The sequence below is a fragment of the Citrobacter sp. RHB20-C16 genome (genome assembly GCF_013890155.1).
Classification (GTDB): Bacteria; Pseudomonadota; Gammaproteobacteria; order Enterobacterales; family Enterobacteriaceae; genus Citrobacter_A; species Citrobacter_A amalonaticus.
This window is the reverse complement of record NZ_CP057630.1, coordinates 2,479,378-2,505,667: the sequence shown is the minus strand read 5'-3', so window position 1 is coordinate 2,505,667 and position 26,290 is coordinate 2,479,378. Positions and strand designations below refer to the sequence as shown.

At 54.1% G+C, this 26,290-nt stretch carries 21 protein-coding genes and 1 pseudogene; 9 read left to right on the top strand and 13 right to left on the bottom strand.

The window, feature by feature from the left end:
• Window positions 1–31 precede the first annotated feature (31 nt).
• Window positions 32–481 (bottom strand): DMT family transporter, encoded by a 450-nt coding sequence (locus HVX64_RS12015; RefSeq protein ID WP_043000656.1) that lies wholly within the window; start codon window positions 479–481, stop codon window positions 32–34.
• The gene (gene mddA / locus HVX64_RS12010) at window positions 478–996 is read right to left on the bottom strand and encodes an L-methionine sulfoximine/L-methionine sulfone acetyltransferase (protein ID WP_044257899.1); all 519 of its coding nucleotides are present in this window, start codon (window positions 994–996) and stop codon (window positions 478–480) included. The genes HVX64_RS12015 and mddA overlap by 4 nt, the downstream gene beginning before the upstream one ends.
• 37 nt (window positions 997–1,033) lie before the next feature.
• Here mddA and HVX64_RS12005 point away from each other — a divergent pair, with 37 nt between their 5' ends.
• The 3 genes from HVX64_RS12005 to HVX64_RS11995 all read left to right on the top strand — a co-directional run bounded on the left by HVX64_RS12005 (window position 1,034) and on the right by HVX64_RS11995 (window position 3,606).
• Complete coding sequence (locus HVX64_RS12005) at window positions 1,034–1,612, top strand: XRE family transcriptional regulator (RefSeq protein ID WP_044257902.1); 579 nt, start codon at window positions 1,034–1,036, stop codon at window positions 1,610–1,612.
• Window positions 1,613–1,666: 54 nt separating this feature from the next.
• Entirely contained in the window at window positions 1,667–2,704 is a 1,038-nt protein-coding gene (locus tag HVX64_RS12000; RefSeq protein ID WP_044257903.1) for an NADP-dependent oxidoreductase, read from the top strand.
• 236 nt (window positions 2,705–2,940) lie between these two features.
• The gene (locus HVX64_RS11995; protein ID WP_044257905.1) at window positions 2,941–3,606 is read left to right on the top strand and encodes a GntR family transcriptional regulator; all 666 of its coding nucleotides are present in this window, start codon (window positions 2,941–2,943) and stop codon (window positions 3,604–3,606) included.
• A 56-nt stretch (window positions 3,607–3,662) separates the two neighbouring features.
• Here the strand turns inward: HVX64_RS11995 and pqqU are convergent, their stop codons facing one another.
• A complete protein-coding gene (pqqU, locus tag HVX64_RS11990) occupies window positions 3,663–5,783 on the bottom strand; it encodes a TonB-dependent receptor PqqU (protein ID WP_044257907.1) in 2,121 nt (706 codons plus the stop codon).
• 263 nt (window positions 5,784–6,046) lie between these two features.
• Between pqqU and HVX64_RS11985 the strand changes: the two genes are divergently transcribed.
• Entirely contained in the window at window positions 6,047–7,108 is a 1,062-nt protein-coding gene (locus HVX64_RS11985) for a YncE family protein (RefSeq protein WP_044257908.1), read from the top strand.
• Between the two features lie 35 nt (window positions 7,109–7,143).
• Here the strand turns inward: HVX64_RS11985 and ansP are convergent, their stop codons facing one another.
• Window positions 7,144–8,586: an L-asparagine permease gene (gene ansP / locus HVX64_RS11980; RefSeq protein WP_044257909.1), complete on the bottom strand. Its 1,443-nt coding sequence runs from the start codon at window positions 8,584–8,586 to the stop codon at window positions 7,144–7,146.
• Between the two features lie 228 nt (window positions 8,587–8,814).
• A complete protein-coding gene (locus tag HVX64_RS11975) occupies window positions 8,815–10,356 on the bottom strand; it encodes a PAS domain-containing methyl-accepting chemotaxis protein (protein ID WP_043000664.1) in 1,542 nt (513 codons plus the stop codon).
• Between the two features lie 402 nt (window positions 10,357–10,758).
• On the opposite strand from HVX64_RS11975, the gene HVX64_RS11970 reads away from it, so the two are divergent.
• From HVX64_RS11970 to pptA, 3 genes and pseudogenes are all read left to right on the top strand, one after another.
• Window positions 10,759–11,376, top strand: a complete 618-nt coding sequence (locus tag HVX64_RS11970) for a glutathione S-transferase family protein (RefSeq protein ID WP_043000665.1) — start codon at window positions 10,759–10,761, stop codon at window positions 11,374–11,376.
• 28 nt (window positions 11,377–11,404) lie between these two features.
• A pseudogene (locus tag HVX64_RS11965) lies at window positions 11,405–11,707 on the top strand (substrate-binding domain-containing protein); the annotation flags it as partial.
• Between the two features lie 64 nt (window positions 11,708–11,771).
• Complete coding sequence (gene pptA, locus HVX64_RS11960) at window positions 11,772–11,999, top strand: tautomerase PptA (RefSeq protein WP_044257912.1); 228 nt, start codon at window positions 11,772–11,774, stop codon at window positions 11,997–11,999.
• A gap of 124 nt (window positions 12,000–12,123) precedes the next feature.
• Here pptA and HVX64_RS11955 read toward each other — a convergent pair whose 3' ends face one another.
• Entirely contained in the window at window positions 12,124–12,489 is a 366-nt protein-coding gene (locus tag HVX64_RS11955) for a DUF4406 domain-containing protein (protein WP_043000668.1), read from the bottom strand.
• Window positions 12,490–12,637: 148 nt separating this feature from the next.
• On the opposite strand from HVX64_RS11955, the gene HVX64_RS11950 reads away from it, so the two are divergent.
• Complete coding sequence (locus tag HVX64_RS11950; RefSeq protein ID WP_044257913.1) at window positions 12,638–13,393, top strand: DeoR/GlpR family DNA-binding transcription regulator; 756 nt, start codon at window positions 12,638–12,640, stop codon at window positions 13,391–13,393.
• Here HVX64_RS11950 and HVX64_RS11945 read toward each other — a convergent pair whose 3' ends face one another.
• On the bottom strand, window positions 13,394–13,963 hold the full coding sequence (locus HVX64_RS11945) for a flavin reductase family protein (protein ID WP_043000670.1): 570 nt from the start codon (window positions 13,961–13,963) through the stop codon (window positions 13,394–13,396). It lies immediately after the preceding gene.
• 136 nt (window positions 13,964–14,099) lie between these two features.
• Here HVX64_RS11945 and nhoA point away from each other — a divergent pair, with 136 nt between their 5' ends.
• A complete protein-coding gene (gene nhoA, locus HVX64_RS11940) occupies window positions 14,100–14,945 on the top strand; it encodes an N-hydroxyarylamine O-acetyltransferase (RefSeq protein WP_044257914.1) in 846 nt (281 codons plus the stop codon).
• A gap of 39 nt (window positions 14,946–14,984) precedes the next feature.
• On the opposite strand, the gene HVX64_RS11935 is transcribed toward nhoA, so the two are convergent.
• From HVX64_RS11935 to HVX64_RS11910, 6 genes are all read right to left on the bottom strand, one after another.
• Window positions 14,985–15,878 carry a PhzF family isomerase gene (locus HVX64_RS11935; RefSeq protein ID WP_061070107.1) on the bottom strand — a complete coding sequence of 298 codons (894 nt, stop codon included), beginning with the start codon at window positions 15,876–15,878 and terminating at the stop codon, window positions 14,985–14,987.
• A 125-nt stretch (window positions 15,879–16,003) separates the two neighbouring features.
• The gene (locus HVX64_RS11930) at window positions 16,004–18,943 is read right to left on the bottom strand and encodes an autotransporter outer membrane beta-barrel domain-containing protein (RefSeq protein ID WP_181825011.1); all 2,940 of its coding nucleotides are present in this window, start codon (window positions 18,941–18,943) and stop codon (window positions 16,004–16,006) included.
• A gap of 668 nt (window positions 18,944–19,611) precedes the next feature.
• Entirely contained in the window at window positions 19,612–20,292 is a 681-nt protein-coding gene (gene narI / locus HVX64_RS11925) for a respiratory nitrate reductase subunit gamma (RefSeq protein ID WP_043000673.1), read from the bottom strand.
• Complete coding sequence (gene narW / locus HVX64_RS11920; protein ID WP_044257968.1) at window positions 20,289–20,984, bottom strand: nitrate reductase molybdenum cofactor assembly chaperone; 696 nt, start codon at window positions 20,982–20,984, stop codon at window positions 20,289–20,291. The genes narI and narW overlap by 4 nt, the downstream gene beginning before the upstream one ends.
• The gene (gene narH, locus HVX64_RS11915) at window positions 20,984–22,528 is read right to left on the bottom strand and encodes a nitrate reductase subunit beta (RefSeq protein ID WP_043000675.1); all 1,545 of its coding nucleotides are present in this window, start codon (window positions 22,526–22,528) and stop codon (window positions 20,984–20,986) included. The genes narW and narH overlap by 1 nt, the downstream gene beginning before the upstream one ends.
• Complete coding sequence (locus tag HVX64_RS11910) at window positions 22,525–26,265, bottom strand: nitrate reductase subunit alpha (RefSeq protein WP_044257917.1); 3,741 nt, start codon at window positions 26,263–26,265, stop codon at window positions 22,525–22,527. The genes narH and HVX64_RS11910 overlap by 4 nt, the downstream gene beginning before the upstream one ends.
• Between the last annotated feature and the right edge of the window lie 25 nt (window positions 26,266–26,290).

Here is a 26,290-nt window from a genome sequence, read left to right as displayed (position 1 = left end):
GTAGGCCTGATAAGCGTAGCGCCATCAGGCATTAAAACTGGCGTCTCGCCACCAGCCAGGCGCCGACCACCAGCATCACTGCGCCGCAGACCGGGCCGATCAAGGCTCTTAGCGGGACGCCGTGACTGCGCAAAATATCCAGTACGAGACCGCCAATGAGCTGGCTGGCGACCAGCACCGCAATCGTGGTCGCAGCCCCCACATGCTGATAGCCGCTAATGCTGGCGAAAACGAAAAACGAGCCCAGCAGACCCGGAATCAGCGTCCACCAGCGCACGCTGGCGGCCAGTTCACCAAATCCCGCCATTCCCTGTTTGAACCACAGAATGCTGACAAACAGCACAATTCCGACCAGCGAGTTCAGCAACATGGCGATCAGGATGGTCGATGAGGTCTGCGTAATCCGCACCATCAGAGTGTTTTGCACCACCAGGCCGATACCAGCGGCGATCAGAAAGGTGAGGGTGAGCGACTGGTTCATCCGTGCGCGTCCGGTTCGTGGCGATCGTCAAGCTGCAACTGCATAAAGGTCAGATCCAGCCAGCGGCCAAATTTGGTGCCTACCTGCGGCATCTGCGCTGTGGTGTTAAACCCGAGCGTTTCATGTAAATGCAATGAGGCGAGGTTTTGCGATTCGATACCGGCAACCATCACATGTTTACCACAGCGGCGAGCTTCCTCGATTAACCGGCTCAGTAACTGGCGTCCCAGCCCTTTTCCCTGATGATCCGGATGGACATAAACCGAATGTTCGACGGTATGGCGGAAGCCATCAAAGTTACGCCAGTCCCCAAAGGAGGCATATCCCGTGACAACGTCACCTTCTACGCTCACCAGTACCGGATAACCCAGCGCCTGTCGTGCCTCATACCATGCGATGCGGTTATCGGTATCGACCGTCTGGTCGTTCCAGATGGCCGCCGTGTGCAGCACCGCATGGTTATAGATCTCTGCGATGGCGGCGCAGTCCTCTTTGCTGGCGAATCGAATAGACATGTTGAACCTCAGGGGTTGTACACTATAGTATTACGATATGAATACTATTGAAGACAGCATAAATCAACGGATCAGCGCAAGAATTCGCCTTGAACGTGAATCCCGCAGCTGGTCGCTCACCGATCTGGCTGAACGGGCGGGTGTGTCGCGCGCGATGATCCACAAAATTGAACGCGGTGAAAGCAGTCCAACGGCGACGCTGCTTGGCAGGCTCTCCGGGGCGTTTGGCATCAGTATGTCCACGCTGATTGCCCGTGCTGAAATGCAGGAGGGCAAACTGTCCCGTTTCGATGATCAGCCCGTCTGGCGCGACCCGCAAAGCCACTATCTGCGCCGCCATGTGTCGCCGCGCAGCGATTTGCCGATCGATCTGGTGCAAATTGAATTGCCGGCGGGCAGCGATATCCCGATGCCTGCCTCATCGTATGTGCAGGCCCGGCAACTGATCTGGCTGCAGCAGGGCGAACTGGTGTTTATGGAAGGTGACACGCGCCACGAGATGAAGGCGGGTGACTGCCTGGAACTGGGGCCGCCGAATGACTGTCGTTTTATCAATGAGACGACGCAACCCTGTGTTTACCTCGTTGTGCGCTTAAACCAGGCCGGGAGTGAATGACCGCCGCGGCCTGCTACTATTGATGGATTCATGCTAAAAGCAGAGGAGAACATCATGGCTCAACAAACACACCGTAATCGTCGCTGGGTATTAGCATCCCGACCCCATGGCGCACCGGTGGCAGAGAATTTCCGTCTGGAAGAGGACGATGTCGCCACCCCTGGTGAAGGCCAGGTTTTACTGCGCACCATTTATCTGTCGCTCGATCCGTATATGCGTGGGCGCATGAGCGATGAGCCGTCATACTCACCGCCGGTGGAGATTGGCGGAGTGATGGTGGGCGGCACCGTCAGTCGTGTGGTGGCGTCAAATCACCCCGATTATAAACCGGGTGAATGGGTGCTGAGTTACAGCGGCTGGCAGGATTACGATATTTCCGACGGCACGGGGCTGGTGAAGCTTGGAGACAATCCTGAAAATCCGTCGTGGGCGCTCGGCGTGCTGGGGATGCCTGGATTCACCGCCTATATGGGATTACTGGACATCGGCCAGCCAAAAGCGGGCGAGACGCTGGTCGTAGCGGCCGCCACGGGGCCTGTCGGCGCCACGGTTGGACAAATTGGGAAACTGAAGGGCTGTCGCGTGGTGGGCGTGGCTGGCGGAGCGGAAAAATGCCGTCATGCTACCGAGGTGCTGGGCTTCGATCTCTGTCTGGACCATCATGCCAGCGATTTTGCTGAACAACTGGCGAAAGCCTGCCCGCAAGGCATTGATGTCTACTACGAAAACGTGGGCGGGAAAGTGTTTGATGCCGTGCTGCCGTTACTGAACACCTCGGCGCGAATTCCTCTTTGTGGTCTGGTCAGCGGTTATAACGCGACAAACTTACCGGCTGGGCCTGACAGACTGCCGCTGCTGATGGCGACCCTGCTGAAAAAACGGATCCGTATGCAGGGCTTTATCATCGGTCAGGATTACGGACATCGTCTTCACGAATTCCAGCAGGAGATGGGACGCTGGGTGAAAGAGGGGAAAATCCATTATCGTGAGCAGGTTACCGACGGACTGGAGAACGCGCCGCAAACCTTTATCGGCCTGTTGACCGGTAAAAACTTTGGTAAAGTGGTGATACGCCTCGCCGACGACGCGTAAACCATACCTGGCGGCGAGAGCCGCCATAAAAAAATGGGCAAATTTTTAAATTCCAGCTTTAATTATTTAGGGTATATATCACCGCGTAACCGACGAATAATCTGTCGGCGTTGTTAATAAAACGCGGGTAAAGTACTATTCATTACGTTTCACATTTTTTAAACCAGGCGATATTTATATCAATTAGGCGATTTAGCTTAATTGCGATTGGCTATGTTATGAGGTGAAGAAACAGAATGCCTGGTATGGAAAAAACGCAACATATAAGTTTGACCACGCAAGTTGAAAGAGGGCTAAAAGACAAATTAAGCATTGGCGCATTACGTCCTGGCACCAGGCTAATCACTAAAAATATCGCGCAGGAGCTGGGGATCAGTATCACCCCGGTTCGGGAAGCGCTATTACGCCTGGTCTCCGCAAACGCATTGGCTATCGCGCCTGCACAAGCCTTTATGGTTCCGGATATTACAATGACGCGGTTTAGCGAAATCATACACATCCGCTGCGAGCTTGAAGGCATGGCGGTAATGACGGCGACGGACGAGGTGACGGCGGAGCGGATGGAGATTCTGCAAGCGCTTCTGGCGGACTATCAGCTGGCCCACGAGAGCGGTACGGTCGAGGATCGCCTGCTGGCAAACCGGGCGCTGCGCTTCAAAATCTATCAGTTTGCGAATATGCCTACCCTGGTCGAAATGATCGAACAGCTTTGGGTACGCATGGGGCCGAGTCTGCATTTTCTCTATGACAGGGCGAAGCATGACGCTTATCAACACAACGTCGGGCATTATCAGGAATTGCTGAATGCGATGGCGGCGGGAAATAAAGACGCCAGCCGTCATTGTTTAATTGACCTTATCAATAAAAATGTAGCGATAATTAAACAACAGTACCATCATTAAGCCTGGCTTAAATATAGCGGGGAATATCCCCGCTAGTACGTTATGAATAATCGATTTTACTCAAAACGCCAGGCCAGATTGACACCTACACCGTAGTTTCGTCCTGGCGCCGGTTCGTAGTAACGGCCATTCGATTCATTCACGATAACTGAGCCGACATACTCTTTGTCGAACAGATTATCGACACGACCGAACACGTCCACCGTCAGGCTGCTGACGGTGAATTTATAGCCGGTATTCAGGCCGACAACAGTATAAGACGGGGCTTTGGCGGTGTTCTCATCGTCAGCCATGATATCGCCCATATAGCGCGCTTCGGCTCCTGCGTACCAACCTTCATCAGGCACGTAGCCCAGCGAAGCAAACCCCATGTTCCGCGCGATGCCGGGCATTCGGTTGCCATTGCAGTTCTGGTCGCGACACACGTTACTGCGATAAGTGGCATCCAGCCAGGTCCAGGAAGCGTTGAACCGCCAGTTTCCGGCAAAGCGTTGATCCCAGGCGAGCTCCGCACCCTGGCGGCGCGTCTTCCCGGCATTCTTATAGGTCGTGCGTCCGCCGCTACTGGAATCAACGACCAGTTCATCGTCGGTATCGGTCTGGAAAAGCGCCGCCGTCAGCAATCCATCGCCGATCCGGGTTTTGCTGCCGATTTCCACCGTATCGTTGGTTGAAGGTTTGAGACCAAAATTCATCCCGCTTTGCCCGTCTGCACGGTAAGAAAGCTCGTTGATGGTCGGCGTTTCGAAGCCCCGGCCCGCGGCGAGATAGACGTTCCAGGCGTCGGTTAAGGCGTATTTCAGCGAACCGGCAGGTAACCACTGATGGTAACTGGCGTCACCGCTGTCATCGCCATTGCCTGGCGTGACGTAATGATCGTTGGAATCGAACCACACCGAACTGTAGCGCACGCCAGCATCCAGCGAGAGTTTGTCGGTCAGTTGCCACTGGGTTTGCAGATAGGGATCCACGTTCCACATCAGGTTACGTTCATCGCGGCGCAGATCGCCTTTCTGACCGTACTCCGGTACGCCATTGTTCAGTCGATAGTTGTTATAGCCTTTGCGGTTTTCGCTCATGTTTTCGTAGTTCAAACCGGTGGTGAAGATTACGGGGACGCCCAGTTCACCGCGATGCGTCCAGCGACTGTCGATACCCTGGTAATGGCGCTGCAAAGCGATCACGCCGCCCGCATGAGAGGGGCGACGCTGTGGCGCCATAGGTATCGACTGATACTGCGTGGTTTCGCGCTCTCCGGCGTACATCATGATGCTCATGTCATCCTGCGCGCTGAGCTGGCGTTCATAACGCAATCCGGCCTGGGTCTGCTTGATGGTTTTGCGCGTGTTGTATTGTTCAGCGCGGGGGGATTGTTGAGGGTCCGCCCGCCATTCCGCTTCAGTCAGACCACCCGGATCGTCGGCTTTAATATCGACGCTATTGAAAATCAGACTCAGCTTGCTGGCGTCATCGATACGTACGCCCAGTTTTGCGTTGGCCAGATTTTTTTGCGCGCCGCTGCGATCGCGATAGCCGTGGGTGGTGAAACGGGTAGTGGAGACCGTGTAATCCACGTCGCCCGCCTGAGTACCATCACCCATCGCGCCCGTGGCTTTCAGCCCATAACGCCAGCTCCCGAAACTACCGTAATAGCTGCTCGCTTCTATCGTCGGCGGCTGTTGACCGGTTTGGGTCGTGACATTCATCACGCCGCCGGAAGCATTACCGTATAGCGCAGAGAAGGGACCGCGCAGCACTTCAACGTTCTGTACGCTGCTGAGGTCGATGTTCGAGGTCTGCCCCTGACCGTCCGGCATCGTCGCCGGAATGCCGTCCACATACAGACGAATGCCGCGGATCCCATAGGTGGATCGGGAGCCGAACCCACGCATCGAGATCTGCAAATCCTGCGCATAGTTTTGCCGGTTTTGCACCTGAAGTCCCGGCACGCGGGTCAGTGATTCCGACAGGTTGATGCGCGGCGCGGCCAGACGCATATCTTCACCGTCAACGACGCTGACGGCTGCAGGGGTATCCAGTTCTGATATCGCCTGGGGTGAAGCGCTGACGATCATTGTCTGGTCATCGCCAGCCTCATCTGCCATAACCGACGATGAGAACACAAGCGGGAGAAAAAGTGCGGGTACTGCGATATGTCGTGTGGAAATAATATTCATGAAAAAGGCCAGTTAAATTGAACGTACCCAGAGGTATGTAAGTTCTATGTTAATGGATTTGTAAATATTTGAAAATTTTAACGGCACGATGCGTTAAAAATTAATGGGGAAATTAAGAAGATTGTAGCCAGAATGCGAATAAATGCTCCACATTCACATGAATAATGATTACCATTCCCATCTATAAACAAGAGCAATACCAGGATGTTGCTCGTTGAAGCGATGTGAAGCAGCAAAATAGCTATTTATCAAAGGGAGTCGTCATGCATTTTCGTCATCTGTTCTCACCGCGTCTGCGGGGTTCATTGCTGTTAGGTTCACTGCTGGTTGCTTCTTCATTCAGCGCTCAGGCTGCAGAAGACCTGCTGCGTAAAGGTGTGGGCAAAGGCGCCTACGAAATGGCCTTCAGCCAGCAGGAAAACGCCCTGTGGCTGGCGACCTCGCAAAGCCGCAAACTGGACAAGGGCGGTATCGTCTATCGTCTTGATCCGGTGACGCTGGACGTCACGCAGGTTATCCACAACGATCTCAAACCGTTTGGTGCCACCATCAATAATGCGACCCAGACGCTGTGGTTTGGCAACACGGTCAACAGTGCGGTGACGGCCATTGATGCGAAAACGAGTGAAGTGAAAGGGCGACTGGTTCTCGACGCCCGTAAGCGCTCAGAAGAGGTACGTCCGCTGCAGCCGCGTGAGCTGGTTGTCGATGAAGCGACCAATACGGTTTATATCAGTGGTCTCGGTAAAGAGAGCGTGATTTGGGTGGTGGATGGCGAAAAAATTGCGCTGAAAGAGACGATCCAGAATACCGGTAAAATGGGCGCGGGCCTGGCGATCGACAGCCAGGCGAAACGTCTGTACACCACCAATGCCGATGGCGAATTCATTACTATCGATACTGCCACCAACAAGATCCTCAGCCGTAAAAAACTGTTGGAGGATGGCAAAGAACATTTCTTCATCAACCTGAGCCTTGATACAGCAGGTCATCGCGCATTTGTGACCGACTCAAAAGCGGCTGAAGTGGTGGTTGTCGATACCCGCAACGGCAACGTGCTGGCGAAAGTCGCGGCGCCGGAGTCGCTGGCCATTCTGTTCAACCCAACGCGTAACGAAGTGTACGTCACGCACCGTCAGGCGGGTAAAGTGAGCGTGATTGACGCGAAGAGTTACAACGTGGTGAAAACGTTTGATACGCCAACCTTCCCGAACAGCCTGGCGCTGTCCGCCGATGGCAAAACGCTGTACGTAAGCGTGAAGCAGAAATCTACGCGTGAGAAAGAAGCCACTGAACCGGATGATGTGATTCGCATCGCCCTGTAAAGTAAAAGGCCTGCACCGTGTGCAGGCCTTGTTGTTTATGGCGCGCTGCGGTGTATTTCCGCCACTCGCTTACGCACGCCGTACCAACCGGCGACCAGCAGGATGGCAATCAGCGGCAGGGAAGCAATGGTCCATGTCCCGTTCGGATAATCGAAGGCCATCAGGACCAGCACGCTCAACAGGAACAGCAGCGTTAACCACGAGGTAAACGGCGCGCCAGGCAGTTTGAAGCTGACATCGGCGGCTTTTCCTTCTTTGATTGCCTGACGCAGACGCAGCTGGCAGACCACAATAAAGCCCCATGAAGCGATGATCCCCAGTGACGCAAAGTTCAGCACGATTTCGAAGACCTGCGATGGCACCAGATAGTTGAGAAAAACTCCAACAACGTACACCGCCAGCGTCGCCAGAATTCCCGCGTAGGGCACATGCTGACGACTCATCTTACTCATGAATTTTGGCGCAGATCCGCCCATCGCCATCGAACGCAAAATGCGCCCGGTGCAATAGAGGCCGGAGTTCAGGCTGGAGAGGGCGGCAGTCAGCACGACGATGTTCATAATGCTGCCAATGTAAGGCACGCCGAGCTTCGAGAAGAAAGTCACAAACGGGCTTTGTCCCGCCTGATAGGCGTTCCATGGCAACAGCAGCACCAGCAGTACCACAGAACCGACGTAGAACAGGCCGATACGCCAGATCACGCTGTTGATGGCTTTAGGCACCATCGTCTGCGGATCTTTACATTCACCGGCGGCGGTTCCCACCAGTTCGATAGACGCAAAGGCAAAGACCACCCCTTGTACCAGCACCAGCGCCGGCAGCAGGCCGTGGGGGAAGAATCCGCCGTTATCGGTAATCAGATGAAAACCGGTGGCGTTACCGTCCAGCGGTTTACCCGAGCCGAGGAAAATCGTCCCGACCACCAGAAAGAGTACAATGGCCAGCACTTTGACCAGTGCAAACCAGAACTCCATCTCCGCAAACCACTTCACGCCAATCATGTTCATGGTGCCGACGATCGCCAGCGCGCCAAGGGCGAAAACCCACTGCGGAACATCACCAAACGCCCCCCAGTAATGCATATACAGCGCGACGGCGGTGATATCGACGATACCCGTCATTGCCCAGTTGATGAAGTACATCCATCCCGCGACGTAGGCGGCTTTCTCACCGAGAAATTCACGGGCATACGACACGAAGCTACCACTGGAAGGGCGGTGTAAAACCAGTTCGCCCAATGCGCGCAAAATAAAGAATGAAAAGATCCCGCAGACCAGATAGACCAGCGCCAGCGCGGGGCCTGCCATTTGCAGGCGCGCACCGGCGCCCAAAAATAATCCGGTCCCAATGGCGCCGCCGATGGCGATCATCTGGACCTGACGGTTGCCCATCACTTTGTGATACCCCTCTTCATGGGCATTCAACCAGCGTCGTTTCGCCGCGTGCTGCTCCGACACCGTTGTTTCTTGTGTATTCATTACGTTACCTGTTTACCTGTCTGAAAAATCGAACCTTTTGCCGCAACTCCCCGGCGCGACGCCGGTGATGCTTCCCGTCATTCTGGGTAGGGATAACACCACCGGCGGAGCATCCTACCTGCAAATAATAAACGGTGCAAAATAGTCCATTTAAAATGATCAGATTGCGTAATAATCAACCAAAACTGAAGTGGAATCCCGCTCTGAACAGGCAGAGCGGGAGGGGGATTAGGCGGAGGTGCCGAAGACGCTCACCGCCTGTTGCAGGCGTGAGGAGCGCCTGGAAAGACTGCCGGCGGCATCCCTGACGCTTTCCACCATCGCGGCGTTGTTATCGGTCATGGTCCCGATGCGGGAGATCGAATCGTTGATCAGTTCCAGCGCCTGGGTTTGTTCACGCGTCGCAAGGCCAATTTCTCTGATCATGGTCGACATCTGGAACACGTCCTCGATCATCCCGGTCAGATGGGTTTCCGTCTGCTCAACCATGCTCACGCCGGCATTAACGTTGGCGACGTTCTTCTCAATCAGCGAAGTAATCTCTTTGGCTGCCGACGCGGAGTGTTGCGCCAGATTCCGCACCTCGGCGGCAACGACCGCAAACCCACGTCCGGACTCACCGGCGCGCGCGGCTTCGACCGCTGCGTTAAGCGCGAGGATATTGGTCTGGAAAGCAATACTGTCGATCACGCCAATGATGTCGACGATCTGCCCGTTATCACGGGAAATCGACTGCATCATGCCGATCGTCTGCTTCATAAAATCGCCCCCTTCGCTGGCGTTAGCGCTGGTTCTGTCCGCCATCGTCATGGTTTGTGCGGCGGTATCCGCCGTTTGCTGTACTGCGCTGCCAATCTCTTCAATGGCTGCCGCAGTTTGTTGTAGATTGGCCGAGGTCTCTTCGGAACGCTTATGCAACGCCGTGCCTTCCTGACTGACGCGCTTGCTGATTTCCTGAATCCCGGCAATTTGCGTACTCACATCATCCACCAGTGAATTCAGATTTAATCCGGCCTGATTAACCAGACGCATCATCATCCCCAGTTCATCGACACGATTTAAATGAATGCTGTCGGGCTTTCGCCCGGCGACCACTTTCTGCATCTGGGCCAGGATCTGTTTAACCGGATGACAAATTTGATACTTAAGGTAAATAGCCAGCAGCAAAAATAAGAGGGTAAATGCGCCTGCCTGAATAAGCGGATTAATGGCTAAGAAAATAATACCCAAGGTGAGAAACAGACTGATACCGATAGCATAATTGACACGTTGACGGATGGACAACCATTTAAATGCCGACAAACAAGCCAGTACACCACGACGGATAATAATTCCCTTAAATAAACGATGCCCCTTGAAATTGTTATTATTTATCTTGTGATAAAGCTGCTCGCTTTGCTCAATTTCCTGTCGCGCGGGAACGGTACGTACCGAGATGTATCCGGTTAATTGTTCGTTATGCCAGACGGGGGTGACGTTGGCGCGAACCCAGTAATGATCGCCGTTATGACGGCGGTTCTTGACCATGCCGGTCCAGCTGTCGCCCTGTTGCAGGGTAAACCACATATCGGCAAATGCAGCAGGCGGCATATCCGGGTGACGGATGATATTGTGCGGCTCGCCCATCAGTTGATTTTCGCCAAATCCGCTGGCGTCGATAAACGCTGAATTCGCATAGGTAATATGGCTTTGCGTATTCGTTGTCGATAACAGCGTCGTTTTCTCGTTAAGTAAATACTCTTTCTGTGTAACAGGGATGTTACTTCTCATGAAAGACTCCTGGTGATGCTGTGCGGAATAAACACAAAAGTCCGTCAGCCTGGGCTGACGGATAATAAAGATTGATGTATTTAGAATGCTGCATTCTCTACTAAACATAAGAATGGCGAAAGTATTTAAAATGAAATTTACAGGCTTTAATTAAACTGTGATGTCATTAAAATGAAAAATAAATACATCTGCGTAACCTGTGAAGGTGGGTGTGCTCCCTTAAGTAAAACCTGACCGATAAAAAAATGACAAAAAGACAATATGATTGTGCAATTACGGTTAACATCATAAGTTTTACAGACCTATTAATTTTCGTAGGGGGCAGACGGGAAGAACAGTGAGAAAGCCATGCCAGAAATGCAGGTTACTCTACACTTAGAGTTTTAACCTGCAGGAGGCAGTATGATAAAGGTTTATGGCGCGCCTGGGTGGGGTTCAGCGATCAGCGAATTAATGCTTACGCTGGCGGATATTCCGTATCGTTTTGTCGATGTCAGTGGCTTTGACAGCGAAGGGCCACAGCGAGATCTGTTGCAAAAAATCAATCCGCTGTGTCAGGTACCGACGCTGACGCTTGAAAATGGTGAAGTAATGACTGAAACAGCCGCCATCGCGCTGATGGTCCTCGATCGTCGCCCCGATCTGGCACCGCCCATCGGACGCAGCGAGCGTCAGCAGTTTCAGCGTCTGTTGATCTGGCTGGTGGCCAATATCTATCCGACATTTACGTATGCCGACTACCCGGAACGCTGGGCGCCTGATGCGCCCGCAGAGTTGAAAAAGAACTGTATTGAATACCGTAAATCACTCTATCTCTGGCTCAACGATCGGCTCAGCGCGGAACCGTATGCTTTCGGCGAACAGTTAACGCTGCTCGATTGTTATCTGTGCGTGATGCGCACCTGGGGGCCGGGGCATGACTGGTTTCAGGATAATACGCCGAATATCAGCGCAATAGCGGACGCCGTGTGTCAGCGGGCAGAATTACGTCAGGTGTTGAAAAACAATGGGATCCTCTGAAAGCAACGGGAGTGGCGGGTAAACGCACACTAAACTCTTCAGCGAAGGGGAATTTGACGTGATTGTCTGCAGTTCCGATACCCTGGCGGAGGGGGCAATGATGGAAGCGGAAAGCCGTGGATGACGTATTCCGCTGGATTTGGCCGTCATCGGTTTTGGCGACCTCGATTTTGCCGCCAGCAATCGCCCGTCGATCACCACCGACAGCGTCGACCGCCGCGCCATTGGTCAGCGCGCCGCCACGCTGCTGGCGAATCGCATTGAACAAGCGGCAGTGGAAGAGGCCATTATCGATATCGGTTTTCACCTGATCGAGCGTGAATCCGCATAAACCGACACATGCATGTTGTCGAGTGTGCTAGCGTTAACGTCACACTGACAATAAGGAACCTGCTATGCCACACGTTGATATTAAATGTTTTCCGCGCGACCTGAATGATGAACAAAAAGCGGCGCTGGCCGATGATATAACTGAGGTGATCATCCGTCATCTGAAAAGCAAGGAGCGCTCAGTGAGCGTGGCGCTGACTGAAGTTCCGGAGGATCAGTGGCAGGGCGTCTGGGAGCGCGAGATTGAACCGCAAATGGACGTGCTGATTAAAAAGCCAGGCTACAGCATGTAATACAAAAGCCCGGTCACGAAGGTTGACCGGGCCGCATCGGGTTATCGCGTGACGACATTGAATCAGAACTCAAATTTATCCCTTTCTCCAGGCGGCTCGCTCCTTTTTACCTGTTGTCTACCTTTCATCCGTTCTGTGGAATGTCATTGACTGAGGTATAAATTGTCAGTCCATGCTGGCGGGCGACCTCGATATCCATGTCGGCACCTTTAGATGCCCCTGCAATCCGGTAAATCGCGTCACAGCGGGTAATGAGTCGGTGGGCGACCGGGTAGAGCATCGCTTCGCTGATCTCATCATCTAACGACATGGAACCTGCCGCCTTTGCCAGCGGCAACGCGAGCCATTCGCCAATCAGCGGAATGTGTCCGCGTTGGTATACCTCCAGTGCAGCGGCTTCGAGACGATGAAGGTTGGCGTCGATCAGTGCCTGGTTTCCGTCGGTACCGCTGCGATAAGGGCCGGCGATTAAAATGAGTTGTGCTGTCATGATATCCTCACTCTTTGTTGTCGTAGGCAGAAATGCACATTTCTGCACGTTTTAGTTGCCTGAAGGCCGTTGTATTTGTAGAGTACGTATCATAAACAGCAAATTCGTGTACGATCAAGATCAATCGTGCACATTCAGGAATAACCCTATGCTTACCGATCAGCGAAAGAAATTGATCCTTGAACTGCTGGCCGCCGAAGGTCAAGTGTTATCGAAAACGCTCAGTAACCGGTTCGCGGTTTCCGAAGACACGATCCGCCGCGATTTACGTGAACTTGCCGCGGAAGGATTTCTGCAGCGTGTACACGGCGGGGCGCTGCCATCGTCTGGTGCGACGGCGCCTTTTCTTGAACGAAAGTCATTGAAAACCGACGCCAAAAAGCGCGTGGCGCAAAAAGGGGCTACGCTGATTTCCCCCGGTCAGGTGGTAATCATTGATGGTGGGACGACAACAACAGAACTGATCGCCTGTCTGCCGGAAGATTTAAACATTACCGTGGTGACCCACAGTCCGGGCATCGCATTAGGGCTGGTCAATCATCCGCTTATCGAGATCATCCTCATCGGTGGCCGCGTGTATAAGCACTCCATTGTCACGGTAGGCGCGGCGACGGTTGAAGGAATGCGTAACATTCAGGCCGATCTCTTTTTCATGGGCGTGACGGGGATTCACCCGGAAGCGGGGTTAACCACGGGAGATTACGAAGAAGCGTGCATCAAACGTGCATTTTCCGCCAGAGCCGCAGAAACTATCGTCCTGGCGTCACCGGAGAAGATCAGCACCGCGTCTCCTTTTGCCATTGGCGACGTATCGCTGATTAATACGGTCGTCGTGGAAGAGAATACCGACGAAAGCTGGATCCGCGCGATAAACGCGAAGGGGATCACGGTGGTGAGGGCGTAGTTAGCCCGCCGTCACGCGTTTGCCGCTGGTGACAAATGTACCGGCGCCAAGATGATGCAGGGTGTTGAGTTTGTCGTCATCGAACTGCCAACGGCCTTCGACAAACACCCGTTCATCGGCGGCGGCAGAAACCACTTCACCGAATAAGGTATCGTATTTCTCCTGCGCAGCGGTGGCGGGGAGGAGGCGGCATTCCATCCATGCCAGACATTTTTCTTCGACGACCGGCAGTCCCAGTACGGGGCCTTTGACCACCGGAATGCCGTAACAGTTGAATTTGTCTTCATCGCGCCCGGAAACGCTGCCAACGGCGTAAGTCCAGTTAGTGGCGGCAACACCGGGAATGACAATACCGAACAGGCCGCTGCGCTCAATTAATTCCCGCGACCAGGCCGTTTTATCGACCACAATGGCGAGACGAGGCGGATCAAACTCAACGGGCATCGACCATGCGGCGGCCATGATATTGCGCCGGTTGCTGACCTCATCGCGGCTGGTGATCAGTACCGTGGGACCATGATTGAGCAGACGACTGGCGTGGCGTAATTCGACAGGACGAAATCGACTCATAGAATTGTCTCGCAAAGGGTTTTTCTCAGTATTATTGAAAACTGACGTTGCGCCAAGCGCCGAATAACACCCGCCTCACTCTTTGGCACATCGTTTATACTCGGATAACGATTTAAGGCCCACAACAGGAAATCTGATGATGCCTATCCTGAATGCTTATTTTGCTCGTCTGAACTGGTCAGGGCGTGCCGAAGTCAATATTGAGACGCTTCGGGCGCTACATTTGCAGCATAACTGTACTATCCCGTTTGAAAATCTCGACGTGCTGTTACCGCGAGAAATGCACCTTGATGACAGGTCGCTGGAAGAGAAACTGATTACCGCACGTCGCGGCGGCTATTGCTTTGAGCAAAATGGCGTATTTGAGCGCGTACTGCGCGAACTGGGGTTTACCGTGCGTAGTTTGTTGGGACGCGTGGTACTGGCTAATCCTCCGAGCCTGCCACCGCGAACTCACCGTCTGCTGCTGGTTGAACTGGATGGCGAATCGTGGATCGCCGATGTGGGATTTGGTGGTCAGACGCTTACTGCCCCCATTCGTCTGCAAGCGGACATTATCCAGAAGACGCCACATGGAGAATACCGTTTGCAGCAGGAGGGGGACGACTGGATCCTGCAGTTTTGTCATCACGATCGCTGGCAATCGATGTACCGTTTTGATCGGGTGGTGCAGCAGCAAAGTGATTATGTGATGGGCAACTTTTGGTCTGCGCACTGGCCGCAATCGCATTTTCGTCATCATCTGCTGATGTGCCGTCATTTGCCGGACGGGGGAAAATTGACCCTCACTAACTTCCATTTCACGCATTACGAAGGTGACAGAGTGGCAGAACAGCGCAATTTACCGGATGTCGCCTCATTGTACGCGCTACTACAGGAACGTTTTGGTCTGGGAGTGACAGACGCGAAGCATGGTTTTACGGAAACTGAGCTTGCCAGGGTGATGGCGGCGTTTGATACGCATCCCGAAGCGGGAAAATAATGAAAACCCGGTAGGCGCAGGCGCTTACCGGGCATAATTTTAAAAATCTATCGCCCATTCAGCGTGAAACAGAATCACCGCGTTACCCGTGATGGTGACTTTTTCCGGCTGGTTATTCTGAATCGTCACGTTAATTTCAACGGTGCCATCGCGACCCAATGCCCGTCCCTGATGTCCTTTTACCTGCAGCGATTTCCCGTCGTGTTCCAGTAAACCGTGATGCACCAGCCAGGCACCCATCGGGCCATTGGCATTGCCGGTCACCGGATCTTCAACAATACCAATTGCCGGTGAGAACATGCGCCCGTCAGTCTCATTTTTGCCCGGACGGATCTGGAATGGGAAAAAGCCATTGCAGCCAATTTGCTGACTGATGGTACAAAGCGCAGAAAGATCGGGCGCGAGGGCATCGATATCGACTTCAGGCTTAAGCGGAATCATCACTTTAGAATGGCCTGTCGACGCCACCTGAATCGGCAAGCCCGGCAGCATATCGCTTTCATTCAGGTGCAGCGCACGAAGAATAGCCGCGCGGATGTCACCTTCAATCGGCGCTTCAAAGGTTGGCGTGCCTTGTTCCAGCGAAATACGGTAATCACCGTCATCATGACGGATCGCCACCCGGTGTCGACCCGCCAGCGAGGTTTGCCAGACTGTGGTGTTGCCCAGTCCCAGCACCGTTGCGCGGACATAATGCGCCGCAACGGTGGCGTGCCCGCAAATCGGCACTTCTACGGTTGGCGTAAAGTAGCGAATGCGGACATCGCTGTCATCGCTTCGCAGCAGGAATGCGGTTTCGGAGTGGCGTAGTTCGCGGGCAATCAGTTGCATCTGTGTTTCGCTGAGGCCATCGGCATTCAGGACGACACCTGCGGAATTGCCGCGAAAGGGGGTTCTGGTGAAAGCATCAACGTGGTAAACCTGTGGTTTCATTAGCGTTCTCCCTGAGTGAGGGAAGCATCATAACGTGGAAAAGGCCGGATAGCGATGCATCTGTCAATCCGGCGTGTGAAAGAATAAAACCCGGCAGGCATTTACATGAGCCGGGTGTTTTATTATCAGAAGGAGGCTTTAATCCCCACCATTGCAGAGGTATCGCTGTAGCCGTTGTTACCAACCTGCTGAGCGACGTTGCCCCACAGGGCGACGTTCTTCGTCAACTGGCCTTCAACACCGGCTTTCAGTTCGCCGATATTGCGGGCGCCTTTCAGATTCACATTTTCACCGTTCATTGAGACGCCAAAGTCTTTGCTGTTGTGGATCCAGTTGGCTTCGACAAACGGCTGGAAGGTGTGGTCTTTGCCGTCGTCCAGTGTGTTGTGGCCCTTGCCGAACAGACGGACGCCGACGCGTGTCTGGATGTTGCCATCGCCGTTACCTTCAACGCGGGTACCGTTAACTTCTTTGTGCTCATCTGCCTTCACGCCCATCCAGGTGATCTGGGCTTTTGGCTGAATATACAGCGCGTTACGCTCGCTGAGTTCGGCCAGTTTCCAGGTGTAGCCGGATTCAACAGAGGCGGTGAAGCCCTTAGAATCATACTCTTCAGATTCGACGTCACGACCAGAAACGGTGTTATCAAACCAGCTGTACTGCGCCCAGGTATCGACATACGCGCCTTCATGCGTCGCGTTGTCCTGCAGCCAGGTGCCGTACAAACCAACGCTGTAACCACTGATGCGGCTGTCGGCCCGGTTACCGTTACGCTGGTTTTCGGCACGCGCTTTCTGGTTCGCATAACCGGCCATCAGACCCAGATGGTAGCGGTCAGTGTTGTCCGAAGACCACTGCGCAATGTCGCCGCCCAGTTGCATGACATAACGGTTGGCCTGCATATCCAGTTGACCACTGCTGTCTTTCTGACGGGTATGACCGCCCACGTTACGCAGCCACATACTGGTGACGGCTTCTTTGCCGGTCAGCGCGTCCACGTAATGCGTTTCGCCCAGACGATCCTGCAAACGGGTATTGAACAGCGTGTTTGCCGCCTGCAGGTTCATGCCGTACAGACCGGCTTCCGGACGCACCGCGTGTTCGCGCGGCGTCGGAGCTGGCGGCTGCGGATCGGTAGGATTCAGAGGATCCAGCGGAGTAACCGGAGACAGGGCGCTGCTCAGATACCAGTTTTTATTATTCTCGCCTTCACCGCGATGCAGGGTGTAGTCATACGCACCGGCCACGATACGGCCATTTTGTTTAAACACACCGTCAGAATTGCCGCCAACGCTAATCAGTTCGATGCCCGACGTCGTCAGACCGCCCGCGCCCCCGGCGTTCAGTACTTTAACGTTCGTGCTGCCGGAGGTGTTGCCCGCAACGATCATCCGGTCAGTCGGTGAGCTGTCATCGCCCAGTTGGGTGTTCATCACGAGATTACCGTTAGTGCCTGTGTAATCACCGTCCACTGTCAGGGTTTTGAAGCTCGCGGTATCACGCGTCAGCATACGACGCTTTGTGGCGGCTGGCATAAAGGTCAGCGTGGAGTCATTCAGCGTCAGGTTGGTGAGCTGAGAACTTTTGGTCATGTTCCAGGCCGAGCCGTCGGCCAGCGACAGGTTATTCACTGCATTGCCGCTGGTGACCATCCCGCCGACGAAACGCGACTGGTTAATCGCATTCACATCAACCACGGCGGAATCCAGGGCTTCAATCGTCCCGACAACGTCGATTTTCTGCGGGTTAATCGTCACGCGGGAGTCGGCGTTTTCCGCCAGAATGGCAGTGGCATCCGGGTCGTTGTAGTTAACCCCCATCTGTACCCCACCGTTCAGCGTGATTTCGCCGCCCTTGTCCGCACGGACGTAGTTCCAGCTCCCGCTGCGGGTGGTATCGACAACATCAATGTTCAGACGACCATTAATGTCGATTTTACCCGCCGTGAGCGCATCTTCTTTACTGGCCCGAATGCCGGTACCGGTCGTCTGTTGATGCCCTTGAGTATCCAGGGTAATGGTCAGGTTACTACCGGTATATTGCGAGGAGCCCATTGAATCGACGCCTTCAAGAACCGTCTGATCCGCGCCTGATTTTAACAATACTGACGTCGTTCCATGAGTGGTGATGTACGAATCCAAATCGATGTCATCAATACCATCAGATAGCCAGATACCTGTAGCAACCGCCCCAACGTGATTGGCAGTGATATCGACCGCGGTATCCCCAAAGGCTTCAATATAACCCGCGTTAGCATTAATGCCGTCTGCAAACTCATCAGCAACGGATTTCACGGTGGCATTCTGATAACGAATAAGCGAGCGGTGAGTGGAATTTGTCGATTCTGAAACGATCCCCACGGAGTATTCCGTACTCTTGTTATTAACAATCAGGTTTTCAGCGTTGATGAGGGTTCCTTCTTTCGCATAAATGCCAAAAATGTGTCCCTTCGCTCCGGTGATGGTTGCATTCACCGTGGTGTCACCGGTCAGGGTAATCACGCCGTTATTCTTATCAGCGTAAATACCCATGATGTCCTTATTATCACGTTTGTGGCTGATGTTTATGGTTAAATCATCAGCAATAATCGCGCCTTTTTTCGCAAGATAGGCATCGCTTGATCCGCCGACATTGAGAATGCCAACCGCGAACATCGTGTGATAATCATTGTCCAGCGCCAGGTCAGGGCGTCCTTCAACCGTACCCGGAATGTAATCCCCGACAAGCTGATTAATGGTAGAACCTGACCCCAAATTGATTGTGCCGCTATTGGCAACAAAGACAGCGCCAGAGGCAAGTGAAAAATCGCCATCTTCAAACTCGCCCATGCCGCTAACAATCGGTGTTCCAGCCGGAGCCGTCACCGTAATCGCGCCATTGTTTTCTACGAAGAGGGTGTTGTCTTCCCCTGCGACGCTGATAATTTTATAGCTGCCACCTGCAACCAGGGCACCACTGCCGGTGATAATGCCATCATCTTCATCATAAATTTTTGCATTTACGTTATTTGTCATTAACAGGCTGCCGATCAACAGCGCCATAGTGGTTAATTTAAATTCTTTCATATCCCTATTCGCTTTTTTTAATAGACAAATACAGCACGGAATAAATTATATTTCTCAACGCTGCGTTTTGGTTTCCAGACAGAGCGAAAGCAATTTGAGTCAGACGATATCTGCCGAATTCCTTCCAGTAATTCATTCGTGCAACAGTGATTTATTTTTCATGTTGCTGAATGGATCACAAATGAATTGATCTTACGTAACTAAAGAAATCAGTTAAGTGTGAAGTGAAATAATGGATTACAGATGAAATGACGTTAATTTCGCAACAGGCATTGCATATAATAAAAGAGAGGGGTTGATGTCATCTTTATGATTTTTAAAGAGATAACATGTCTTAAATCCGATTTAAGATTTATTAAGATGTTTCATGGCGTAATTTAAACTCATCAGTATCATGACAGACAAATAAACCGCACGGGTAGGAATATTTCCTACCCGAGAATTTTTAAAAATCTATTACCCGCTGTGCGTGAAACAAGTTCGCCGCATTGACGAATATAGTCACTTTAAGCAGTTGGTTACCCTGAATGACTACTTCAATATCGACAATACACTCGCGGACTAATACTCGCTCCTGATGTCTTTTCACCAGCAGCATTCTCCCTGAGGTGAAGAAGCGTCATAACGTGCAGCGTGTCGGATGGCATTACCATCCGACACCGAAATGCCTAACGACGGGAACGAACGATCTGGTAGCGTCGGGTAAAGTACTCAAACGGTGCGCTCCAGACGTGAACCAGACGGGTGAACGGGAAGAGCAGGAAGATGGTCATTCCCAGCACCAGATGCACGCGGAAGATAAACGCCACGCCGTCGAGGTGGGCAGAAGCCCCGCCACGGAAGGTGACAACCGACTGCGCCCATTCCACCAGTTTCAGCATTTCACTGCCGTCCGGGTGCTGGGCGGAGAACGGTATTGTGCTTAAGCCCAGAATGCACTGAATCAGCAGAATGCAGAGGATCAGGATATCTGCCGTGGACGAGGTGGCCCGGACGCGAGAGTTGGTCAGACGACGCACCAGCAAGCCCGCGCCGCCTACCAGCGTCAGTACGCCGCAGATCCCGCCGGCAATCATCGCCATCTGTTGTTTCACCGCAACAGGCAGGAACCAGGCGTACATCCAGTGTGGGGTTAACATGCCGAACAGGTGACCAAAGAAGATCCCCAGAATACCGATGTGGAACAAATTCGACCACAGGACCATCCCGCGCTTGTCCAGCATCTGACTGGAAGACGCCCGCCAGGTGTACTGGCCGTAGTCATAGCGCAGCCAACTGCCAAGGATAAACACCGTCCCGCAGAGATAGGGGTAGATGTCGTAAAAAAAGACGTTCAGGAACTGTATCATTTCGGGCCTCCCGCGCTGACGTCGACGTACTGTGGCGCCACGTCCTGGCTAAAGCGTCGTTGATATTGCTGTAACGGCGAACTGTCACAGGCCGTGGCGTTATCTTCGATAAATTTCACCTGTTCCTCTTCCCAGACGGCATCCAGCGCCTGTCGGGTATCATCACGGTCCTCGGCGTTCACCTGTTTCGTGACGCTGTCACTTGATAGTGGGCTGCCCGCCAGAAAAAGCAGGGCATCAAACAGTTGATACCACGGCGTGTCGCGCTGCTTTAAGCGCCCGCCCAGCAGGGCCAGAATTGGAGCGACGTTCTGCAAACCTTCGCGCGCTTCCGCTTCCGGCAGTACGCTCAGGTATTCCAGATACAGTGGCAGATGGTCCGGCAGCTCGCGACAATCAAGCTGTAGCCCGACTTTCTCGTACTGCGCCAGCAAATCGACCATCGCCTGACCGCGATCGCGCGATTCAGCATGCACATGCTCGAACAACAGCAGCGAAGTGGCGCGCCCTCGATCAAACACTTCGCACCATTCGGCCTGTTTATCGAGCAGCGGCGCGCTGAGCAGGGTTTCGGTGAAGTCGGTGAGCATCGGCGCATCGTGTCGCACCAGCGCCAGCGCATCGTCCTTACACTCCCACAGTTGCTCATCCGGATACTCCATCAGCAGGCCAATCACCTTGAGGATTTGCATCATTCCCCCTCCGCTTTGTCACGTACTTCGGTGATGTTGATCGCGTCAATACGGCTACTGTTGAACAGATTAAATTTGGTATCGGAGCCGTGGCATCCATCACCGAAAGAGAAGCCGCAACCGTTGCGCTCAGGGAAGGCATCACGCGCCATTTCACGGTGGCTGGTCGGGATGACAAAACGGTCTTCGTAGTTGGCAATCGCCAGGTAGCGATACATCTCTTCAATCTGTTCCACGGTCAACCCGACTTCGTCAATCGCGCGGGTGTCGGTGACGCCTTCCACGGTCTGCGAGCGCATATAATGACGCATCGCCATCATGCGCTTCAGCGCCCGCAGCACCGGGCCGGTGTCGCCAGCGCTCAGCATATTGGCGAGGTACTGCACCGGAATACGCAGGCTTTCGATCGCCGGTAGTACGCCGTCGCTTTTCGGCAGTCCACCCGCATCGGCGTAAGACTGAATCGGCGACAGCGGCGGCACATACCAGACCATCGGCAGAGTGCGGTATTCCGGATGCAGCGGCAGCGCCAGCTTCCAGTCCATCGCCATTTTGTAAACTGGCGAACGCTGCGCCGCGTCGATCACGTTCTGTGGAATGCCCTGTTTAAGCGCTTCTTCTATCACCGCCGGGTCGTGCGGATTCAGAAACACGTCGCACTGACGCTCATAGAGATCGGTTTCATGCTCGGTGCTGGCCGCTTCTTCAATGCGGTCCGCATCGTAGAGCAGCACACCAAGATAACGGATGCGCCCGACGCAGGTTTCGGAACAGACCGTCGGCTGGCCCGATTCAATGCGCGGATAACAGAAAATGCATTTTTCGGATTTGCCGCTTTTCCAGTTGAAGTAGATTTTTTTGTATGGGCAGCCGCTGATACACAGACGCCAGCCGCGGCATTTATCCTGATCGATCAGCACAATGCCGTCTTCTTCACGCTTGTAGATAGCGCCGCTCGGACAAGTGGCGACACAGCTTGGGTTCAGGCAGTGTTCACACAGACGCGGCAGATACATCATGAAGGTGTTTTCGAACTGGCCGTACATCTCCTTCTGGATCTTGTCGAAGTTACGGTCTCGCGCGCGCTTTTCGAATTCGCCGCCGAGCAGCTCTTCCCAGTTCGGGCCCCAGATGATTTTGTCCATCCGCTTACCGTCAATCAACGAGCGGGGACGGGCGGTAGGTTGATGTTTGCCTTCCGGCGCGCTGTGCAAATGCTGATAGTCGTAGGTGAAGGGCTCGTAGTAATCATCGATTTGCGGAATGACCGGGTTAGCGAAGATTTTGGTGATGACGCCCATTTTGCCGCCCAGACGTGGTCGGATTTTACCGTTCACGTCGCGAACCCAGCCGCCTTGCCACTCTTCCTGGTCTTCCCAGTTTTTCGGGTAGCCGATGCCGGGTTTCGTCTCAACGTTGTTAAACCACGCGTACTCCATTCCTTCACGTCCGGTCCAGACGTTTTTACAGGTGACGGAGCAGGTGTGGCAGCCAATGCATTTATCGAGGTTCAGTACCATGCCAACCTGTGAGCGTATCTTCATTTTTTCGCCTCCTGTACCTGATCCCGACCTTCATCATCCAGCCAGTCAATGTTTTTCATTTTTCTAATCATGATGAACTCGTCGCGGTTGGAGCCGACGGTACCGTAATAGTTAAAGCCGTAAGCAAGCTGCGCATAGCCACCAATCATGTGCGTCGGTTTCGGGCACACGCGGGTGACGGAGTTGTGGATCCCGCCGCGCATCCCGGTGACTTCCGAACCGGGGATATTCAGGATGCGTTCCTGGGCGTGGTACATCATCGTCATGCCGGGCGGCACGCGCTGGCTCACCACCGCACGGGCGGTGAGGGCGCCGTTGGCGTTGAAGGCTTCGATCCAGTCGTTATCCTCAATGCCGAGCTCTTTCGCATCCGTTTCACTGATCCAGACAATCGGCCCGCCGCGCGACAGCGTCAGCATTAGCAGGTTTTCGCTGTAGGTGGAGTGAATGCCCCATTTCTGATGCGGTGTCAGGAAGTTAAGCGCTTTCTCCGGGAAGCCGTTCGGTGGGATCTCCCGCATTTCGCTGACGCTGCGGGTGTCAATCGGCGGACGATAAGCCACGAGGCTTTCGCCGAATGCCCGCATCCATTGATGGTCCTGATACAGCTGTTGACGACCGGAGAGGGTACGCCACGGGATCAGTTCATGGACATTGGTATAGCCCGCGTTATAGGAGACATGCTCGCTTTCCAGTCCGGACCAGGTCGGGCTGGAGATGATTTTGCGTGGCTGTGCCTGAATATCACGAAAGCGAATCTTCTCGTCTTCTTTGTTGAGCGCCAGATGCGTATGTTCGCGACCAGTCATCGCGCCGAGCGCTTCCCATGCTTTCACGGCGACCTGACCGTTGGTTTCCGGGGCCAGAGCGAGGATCACTTCCGACGCGTCCAGCGCGGTTTCAATCAGCGGACGACCTTTCGCCGGGCCATCACGCTTGGTGTAGTTGAGCTTGCCGAGGAAATCGACCTCCGTCTGGGTGTTCCACGAAATGCCCTTGCCGCCGTTACCCAACTTGTCCATCAAGGGGCCGAGCGAGGTGAAACGCTCGTACGTCGCGGGGTAATCGCGCTCCACCACGACAATGTTCGGCGCGGTTTTACCGGGGATTAACTCGCATTCCCCTTTACGCCAGTCCTGAATGTCGAACGGCTGCGAAAGTTCTGCCGGTGAATCGTGCTGCAACGGCTGCAACACCACGTCGGTTTCTTGTCCCAGATGGCCGACACAGACCTCAGAAAAGACGCTGGCGATGCCTTTGTAGATTTCCCAGTCGCTTTTTGATTCCCACGCCGGATCCACCGCCGCAGACAGCGGATGAATAAACGGATGCATGTCCGAGGTATTCATGTCGTCTTTTTCATACCAGGTGGCAGTGGGCAGAACAATATCGGAGAACAGGCAGGTGCTGGACATGCGGAAGTCGAGCGTCACCAGCAGATCGAGCTTGCCTTCAATGGCGGAGGATTCCCATTCAACCTCTTCAGGTTTAATGCCTTCGCGGGAACCCAGCGCTTCCCCCTGAATGCCGCTCTCTGTTCCCAGTAAATATTTGAGCATGTACTCGTGGCCTTTACCGGAAGAACCAAGGAGGTTAGAGCGCCAGACAAACAGGTTACGCGGATGGTTCTTGCCGCTGTCGGGTTGTTCGCAGGCAAAACGAATATCGCCGGATTTCAACGCCTGAACGGTGTATTCCACGGGAGACAAGCCGGCTTTTTCGGCGCTGGCCTTCACCGTCAGCGGGTTGAGGTTGAGCTGCGGCGCAGAAGGCAACCAGCCCATGCGCTCGGCACGCACGTTGAAATCAATCAGATGACCGGTGAATTTCGAGGCATCCGCCAGCGGTGAGAGCAGTTCCTGGGCGGTGAGTTTTTCATAGCGCCACTGACTGGCGTGATTATAGAAAAACGAAGTGCTGTTCATCTGGCGCGGCGGACGGTTCCAGTCGAGCGCAAAAGCCAGCGGTAGCCAGCCGGTTTGCGGACGCAGTTTTTCCTGGCCGACATAGTGCGCCCAGCCGCCGCCGCTCTGTCCGACACAGCCGCAGAACACGAGGATGTTGATCATTCCCCGGTAGTTCATGTCCATGTGATACCAGTGGTTAACACCGGCACCAAGGATAATCATCGAGCGACCGTGGGTTTTATGTGCGGTATCGGCAAACTCACGGGCGATGGTTTCAATCTGGAAACGCGGCACGCCGGTGATCTGCTCCGCCCACGCCGGGGTATAGGCCTTCACCTCGGCATAATCCTTCGCACCGTACATGTCATCCAGACCGCGATCGAGGCCGTAGTTGGCCAGCACCAGATCGTAAACGCTGACCACCGGACAACGGCGGCCATCGACAAGCGTCAGTTGCTTCACTGGCAACTGGCGCACCAGTACCGGTTCCTGCTTCACGCTGCGAAAATGCGGGTTTTCGTTGCCGCCAAAATAGGGGAATGCGACGCCCAATACCTCATCATGCTGACCAAGCAATGACAGCGACAGCTCGGTTTCCGTACCCGCCGCCAGCGACTCAAGGTTCCATTTACCTTTTTCGCCCCAGCGGAAACCAATCGAGCCGTTAGGCACCACCAGTTCACCGGTGGTGTTGCAGGCGACCGTTTTCCACTCCGGGTTATTACTTTCGCCCAGACCGTCGACCAGATCCGAGGCGCGCATCATTCGTCCTGGCACATAGCTGCCGTCTTCACGGGCGTCCAGTAATACCAGCATCGGCATATCGGTATAGCGACGGCAGTAGTTAAGGAAGTAGTCGCTGGGATTGTCGAGGTGGAACTCTTTTAAGATCACGTGGCCCATTGCCATCGCCAGCGCGCTGTCGGTACCTTGTTTTGGTGCCAGCCACTGATCGCTGAGTTTGGCGACTTCGGAGAAGTCAGGGGTAATGGCGACCGTTTTCGTCCCTTTGTAACGGACTTCGGTAAAGAAGTGTGCATCCGGAGTACGCGTTTGCGGTACGTTGGAGCCCCAGGCGATGATATAGCTGGAGTTGTACCAGTCGGCCGATTCCGGCACGTCAGTCTGCTCGCCCCAGGTCATCGGTGACGCGGGCGGTAAGTCGCAGTACCAGTCGTAAAAACTCAGGCAGGTACCGCCGAGCAGGGAAAGGTAACGGGTCCCGGCGGCGTAGGAGACCATCGACATTGCCGGGATCGGCGAGAAACCGGCGACGCGGTCCGGTCCATAGGTTTTCACCGTCCAGACGTTGGCGGCGGCAATCAACTGGTTAAGCTCTTTCCAGCTAGAGCGGATGAATCCACCGCGTCCGCGTACCTGCTTGTAGCTCTGGCTCTTTAGCGGGTCGTTCATGATTGACTCCCACGCCAGCACCGGATCGGCATGGGTGGACAGCGCGTCACGCCACAGTTCGATCAGACGCTTACGCACCAGCGGGTATTTCAGGCGGTTGGCGCTGTACAGATACCAGGAGTAGCTGGCACCACGCGGGCAGCCGCGCGGTTCATGGTTAGGCAGATCCGGACGCGTCCGGGGATAGTCGGTCTGCTGGGTTTCCCAGGTCACCAGACCATTTTTGACGTAGATTTTCCAGCTACAGGAGCCGGTACAGTTCACCCCGTGGGTGGAACGGACAATCTTGTCAAACTGCCAGCGCTGACGATAGCTGTCTTCCCAGTCCCGGTTGGTATGCATCACCTGGCCGTGACCGTCAGCAAAGGTGTCACCCTTTTGTTTAAAGTAACGGAAGCGATCCAACAGTTTACTCATGACATTTCTCCTGCTCCATAGGGTC

Bases quoted from the DNA above. Each gene is read 5' to 3' on its own strand.
- mddA (WP_044257899.1), bottom strand. From the start codon at position 996: ATGTCTATTCGATTCGCCAGCAAAGAGGACTGCGCCGCCATCGCAGAG.
- HVX64_RS11950 (WP_044257913.1), top strand. From the start codon at position 12,638: ATGCTTACCGATCAGCGAAAGAAATTGATCCTTGAACTGCTGGCCGCC.
- HVX64_RS12000 (WP_044257903.1), top strand. From the start codon at position 1,667: ATGGCTCAACAAACACACCGTAATCGTCGCTGGGTATTAGCATCCCGA.
- HVX64_RS11935 (WP_061070107.1), bottom strand. From the start codon at position 15,878: ATGAAACCACAGGTTTACCACGTTGATGCTTTCACCAGAACCCCCTTT.
- nhoA (WP_044257914.1), top strand. From the start codon at position 14,100: ATGATGCCTATCCTGAATGCTTATTTTGCTCGTCTGAACTGGTCAGGG.
- HVX64_RS11945 (WP_043000670.1), bottom strand. From the start codon at position 13,963: ATGAGTCGATTTCGTCCTGTCGAATTACGCCACGCCAGTCGTCTGCTC.
- HVX64_RS12005 (WP_044257902.1), top strand. From the start codon at position 1,034: ATGAATACTATTGAAGACAGCATAAATCAACGGATCAGCGCAAGAATT.
- HVX64_RS11955 (WP_043000668.1), bottom strand. From the start codon at position 12,489: ATGACAGCACAACTCATTTTAATCGCCGGCCCTTATCGCAGCGGTACC.
- pqqU (WP_044257907.1), bottom strand. From the start codon at position 5,783: ATGAATATTATTTCCACACGACATATCGCAGTACCCGCACTTTTTCTC.
- HVX64_RS12015 (WP_043000656.1), bottom strand. From the start codon at position 481: ATGAACCAGTCGCTCACCCTCACCTTTCTGATCGCCGCTGGTATCGGC.
- HVX64_RS11930 (WP_181825011.1), bottom strand. From the start codon at position 18,943: ATGAAAGAATTTAAATTAACCACTATGGCGCTGTTGATCGGCAGCCTG.
- HVX64_RS11975 (WP_043000664.1), bottom strand. From the start codon at position 10,356: ATGAGAAGTAACATCCCTGTTACACAGAAAGAGTATTTACTTAACGAG.
- ansP (WP_044257909.1), bottom strand. From the start codon at position 8,586: ATGAATACACAAGAAACAACGGTGTCGGAGCAGCACGCGGCGAAACGA.
- narW (WP_044257968.1), bottom strand. From the start codon at position 20,984: ATGCAAATCCTCAAGGTGATTGGCCTGCTGATGGAGTATCCGGATGAG.
- HVX64_RS11910 (WP_044257917.1), bottom strand. From the start codon at position 26,265: ATGAGTAAACTGTTGGATCGCTTCCGTTACTTTAAACAAAAGGGTGAC.
- HVX64_RS11995 (WP_044257905.1), top strand. From the start codon at position 2,941: ATGCCTGGTATGGAAAAAACGCAACATATAAGTTTGACCACGCAAGTT.
- narI (WP_043000673.1), bottom strand. From the start codon at position 20,292: ATGATACAGTTCCTGAACGTCTTTTTTTACGACATCTACCCCTATCTC.
- HVX64_RS11985 (WP_044257908.1), top strand. From the start codon at position 6,047: ATGCATTTTCGTCATCTGTTCTCACCGCGTCTGCGGGGTTCATTGCTG.
- HVX64_RS11970 (WP_043000665.1), top strand. From the start codon at position 10,759: ATGATAAAGGTTTATGGCGCGCCTGGGTGGGGTTCAGCGATCAGCGAA.
- narH (WP_043000675.1), bottom strand. From the start codon at position 22,528: ATGAAGATACGCTCACAGGTTGGCATGGTACTGAACCTCGATAAATGC.
- pptA (WP_044257912.1), top strand. From the start codon at position 11,772: ATGCCACACGTTGATATTAAATGTTTTCCGCGCGACCTGAATGATGAA.